2 protein-coding genes are annotated in these 4,640 nt (G+C 73.2%); one reads left to right on the plus strand and one right to left on the minus strand.

Features of this window, described 5'->3' with window-relative positions; genetic code table 11:
• Positions 1-25: 25 nt before the first annotated feature.
• Entirely contained in the window at positions 26-403 is a 378-nt protein-coding gene (locus tag GUY61_RS35050; RefSeq protein ID WP_166634359.1) for a nuclear transport factor 2 family protein, read from the minus strand.
• A 240-nt stretch (positions 404-643) separates the two neighbouring features.
• Between GUY61_RS35050 and GUY61_RS35055 the strand changes: the two genes are divergently transcribed.
• Positions 644-4,640, plus strand: a 3,997-nt coding sequence (locus GUY61_RS35055; protein WP_166634360.1) for a type I polyketide synthase, incomplete at its 3' end; no start/stop codon positions are given.

The raw sequence follows: 4,640 nt of genomic DNA on the forward strand, positions 1-4,640 counted from the left end.
GGTGGGCACCGGACGGGGGTGAACCTCAGTCCTGGCCGTACGGGTCGTCGATCGCGTACCGCCAGATGCCGTCGTCGCCGAGCCGCAGGACGTCGACGCCCGTGCCCTGGAGACGCTCCGGCCCGCCCTGCTCGTCGGCCGTCTCGATGACCCAGTCGACGATCATGAGCGCGGTGTCGCCGGTGACGAAGCTCTGCCGCGGGACCGCTGTCATCCTGGGCCGGCGGGTGAGGAACTCCCGCTGGTAGTCCCGCCGCGCCTGGCCGGTGAGCGGCTCGCCCGGCTCCCAGACCGCCACGGCCTCTTCCGTGTAGAAGGCGTCCATGGCCTCGAAGTCGCCGGCGTTGAACGCCTCGACGTAAAGAGAGGTGTGCTTTTCCAGGCTCTCGTGCAGCTGTGACATGGGAAGAGTCGACCTGCCTTCTCGTTGTCGGCATCTGGGCTATTCCGGTACGGAAACTATTCGGTGCCGTTCCGCAGGGCGTCCATCGGCCGGTAATCCGGCGCTCTCGGTCAATCGGAATTACCCGTTCGAGGTTGCGGGCTGAGGGGAGGGAGAGAATCGCCTGCCTACGATCGGCCCGCAACTTTCGCCACATGCTCAGGAGTCCCGGTAATTCGGCCCGAAAGGCAGTCGAGCGCGATGACGAATCGGCACCACTTTGAAATTTCCGTGACGCGCGGCGGCGAGAGCGAGGCGATCGCCGTCGTCGGACTGTCCTGCCGCCTGCCGGGAGCCGACGGCCCCGAGGCGTTCTGGGACCTGCTGAGCACCGGTTCCGACGCCACCACCCAGGTGCCCGAGGGCCGCTGGGAGTCCGCGACCGGCGAGGGGGCTCCCGAGGACACCACCCCCGGAATGCGCCGCGGTGGTTTCCTCGACCGGGTCGACACCTTCGACGCCGCCTTCTTCGGCATCGCTCCGCGCGAGGCCGTCACCATGGATCCGCAGCAGCGGCTGGTGATGGAACTGGCCTGGGAGGCACTGGAACACGCGGGCATCGTGCCCGCCTCGCTGCGCGGCAGCCGCACCGCGGTCTTCGTCGGCACCCTGCGCGACGACTACTCCGCGCTCCTCTACCAGCACGGCGCCAGGGCGGTCACCCAGCACACCATGGCCGGCGTCAACCGCGGCGTCATCGCCAACCGGGTCTCGTACCACCTCGGGCTCCAGGGCCCCAGCCTCACCGTGGACTCGGCGCAGTCGTCCTCGCTGGTCGCCGTCCACCTCGCCTGCGAGTCGCTGCGTGCCGGGGAGTCCGACGCCGCGATCGTCGCCGGCGTCAACCTCAACATCCTCGCCGAAGGCGCCGTGACCGAGGAGCGCTTCGGCGGGCTGTCCCCGGACGGCACGACCTACACCTTCGACGCCCGTGCCAACGGATTCGTCCGCGGCGAGGGCGGCGCCGCCGTCGTCCTCAAGCCGCTGTCCCGGGCGGTGGCCGACGGCGACACCGTCGTCGGGGTCATCCGCGGCAGCGCCGTGAACAACGACGGCGCGACCCCCGGCCTCACGGTCCCCGGGCAGGCGTCCCAGGAGCGGGTGCTGCGCGAGGCGTACGAAAAGGCCGGCGTCGATCCCGCCCTGGTGCAGTACGTGGAACTCCACGGCACCGGAACGCCGGTGGGCGACCCCGTCGAGGCCGCCGCGCTCGGCGCGGTGCTCGGCACGGCCCGATCCGGCGGGCACCCGGTGCGCGTCGGCTCCGTGAAGACCAACATCGGCCACCTGGAGGGCGCCGCGGGCATCGCGGGCCTGGTCAAGACGCTGCTGGCACTCAGCCGTCGCACCCTCCCGCCCAGCCTCAACTTCGAGAATCCCAACCCGGCCATCCCACTCGCCGAGCTGGGGCTCGAGGTGCAGCGCGAGCTGACCGCCTGGCCCGCCCCCGACCGGCCCCTCGTCGCGGGCGTGTCGTCGTTCGGCATGGGCGGAACCAACGCCCATGTGGTGCTCGAGGAGAGTCCGACCACCGCCGGGGACACCCGCACGCGGACGGCGGCCCCGGACACCGCCCTCCTGCCCTGGGTGGTCTCCGCCCGTGACGAGGGCGCCCTGCGGGACCAGGCCGCGCGCCTGCGCGAGGCCCTCGGCGGGGACACGGCGCCCGACGCGGCGGACACCGGCTGGTCCCTCGCCACGACGCGGACCGTCTTCACGCACCGCGCGGTCCTCCTCGCCGGCGACCGGGCCGGCATGCTGGCCGGCCTCGACGCGCTCGCCGCGGGCACCGTGCCGGCGAACGCCGTCAGCGGCGCCGCCCGGCCCGGCGGCACGGCACTGCTGTTCACCGGCCAGGGAGCGCAGCGCATCGGCATGGGCCGCGAACTCCACGCCGCTTTCCCCGAGTTCGCCGCCGCCTTCGACGAAGTGTGCCGCCACTTCGACCCGCTTCTCGACCGGCCGCTCGCCGAGGTCGTCGCAACAGGCGAGGGCCTGGACGACACCGCCTTCACCCAGCCCGCCCTGTTCGCCGTCGAGGTCGCCCTGCACCAGCTGGTGGCCTCCTGGGGCGTGCGCGCCGACCTGGTCGCCGGGCACTCCATCGGCGAGATCGCCGCCGCCCATGTGGCCGGTGTGCTGACCCTGCCCGACGCCGCCCGGCTGGTCGCCGCCCGCGGCAGGCTGATGCAGGCACTGCCCGCCGCGGGGGCCATGGTCGCGGTCCAGGCGGCCGAGGACGAGGTGCTGCCGCTGCTCGCGGGCCACGAGGCCGAGATCGCGGTCGCCGCCGTCAACGGGCCCCGCTCAGTGGTGCTGTCGGGCGCCGAGGAACAGGTCACCCGGATCGCCGGCGTCCTCGCAGCGCGGGGACGCAGGACCCGGCGGCTGACCGTCTCGCACGCCTTCCACTCCCCGCTGATGGCCCCGATGCTCGCCGAGTTCCGCCGTGTCGCCGGAGAACTGACCTTCCACGAGCCCCGCCTGCGCGCCGTCTCGACCGTGACCGGTGAACAGGTCGGCGCCGGCGGGTGGTCGTCGCCCGGGTACTGGGTCGAGCAGGTACGCCGCCCCGTGCGGTTCCTGGACGCCGTGCGCGCCCTGGAGGCCGCGGGCGCCACGACCCTGCTGGAGCTCGGCCCCGACGCCGTCTGCGCGCCGATGGCGGCGGACTGCGTGCAGGACAGCGACGCCACCGTGCCGCTCGCCGTGCTGCGGGCGGGCAGGCCCGAACCCCGTACCCTTCTCGCCGCCCTCGCCGCCGCCTTCGTCCGGGGTACGGACGTGGACTGGGCGGCCGTGCACGCCGGCGCGGGCGGCCGCCGTGTGCCCCTGCCCACCTACCCCTTCCAGCGGGAGCGCTACTGGATCGGCGGCACGGTCCGCGCCGCGGAGCTGCCCGGGCCCGGTGAGCAGGCCGCCTCCGCCGCCCCGGCCGCCCGGCCGCCGCGGAATGCCGCGCCGGGCGCCGGCACCACCGCCGTCGTCCTCGACAGGATCGCCGCCGTACTGGAGTACACGGACGGCCGGCGGGTGGAAGAGCACGCCACCTTCAAGGACCTGGGCTTCGACTCCCTGATGTCGGTCGAGCTGCGCAACTCGCTGTCCGCCGCCACCGGACTGCGGCTGCCGAGCGGTCTGCTGTTCGACCATCCGACCCCCGCCGCCCTGGTAGCCCACCTGAACACCCTCCTGGCCGGAGCCGGCCAGGAGGACGACGAGGCTCCCGCACCGGCGGCCGGGTCGGACGAGCCGATCGCCATCGTGGGCATGGCCTGCCGTTACCCGGGCGGTGTCGGATCCCCCGAGGATCTGTGGCGGCTCTTGGCCGACGGCTTGGACGTCATCTCCGGCTTCCCCACCGACCGCGGGTGGGACCCCGGCCTTTCCGACGGCGACCCTGCCGCCGGCGGACACAGCGCGGTCCGCGAGGGCGGGTTCCTCCACGACGCAGCCCTCTTCGACAACGAGTTCTTCGGCATCTCGCCCCGCGAGGCCCTGGCCATGGACCCGCAGCAGCGGCTGCTGCTGGAGACCGCCTGGGAGGCCGTCGAACGTGCAGGTCTGGACGCCACCGCTCTGAAGGGCACGCGGACGGGCGTGTTCGTCGGAGCCACCACCCTGGAATACGGGCCCCGCATGCACGAGGCCCCCGGCTCGGTGGAAGGCCATGTGCTGACCGGGACCACGCCCAGCGTGCTGTCCGGCCGCATCGCCTACCAACTCGGCCTGATCGGACCGGCCGTGACCATCGACACGGCCTGTTCGTCCTCCCTCGTCGCCCTGCACATGGCCATGCGGTCACTGCGCTCCGGGGAGACCACCCTCGCCCTCGCGGGCGGTGCGACCGTGATGTCCTCACCCGGCATGTTCGTGGAGTTCTCCCGGCAGCGGGGGCTGGCGCCGGACGGGCGTATCAAGTCCTTCGCGGCGGCCGCGGACGGCACCTCCTGGTCCGAGGGTGTCGGTCTGCTGCTGGTGGAGCGGTTGTCGGACGCGCGGCGCAATGGTCACCGGGTGCTGGCGGTGCTGCGGGGCAGTGCGGTGAACCAGGACGGTGCGAGCAATGGCCTGACGGCGCCGAACGGTCCTTCGCAGGAGCGGGTGATCCGGCAGGCGCTGGAGAGCGCGGGCCTGCGCTCCTCCGACGTCGACGTCGTGGAGGCGCATGGGACGGGGACGCGGTTGGGTGATCCGA

This window comes from Streptomyces sp. GC420 (assembly GCF_009916105.1).
Taxonomy (GTDB): Bacteria; Actinomycetota; Actinomycetes; order Streptomycetales; family Streptomycetaceae; genus Streptomyces.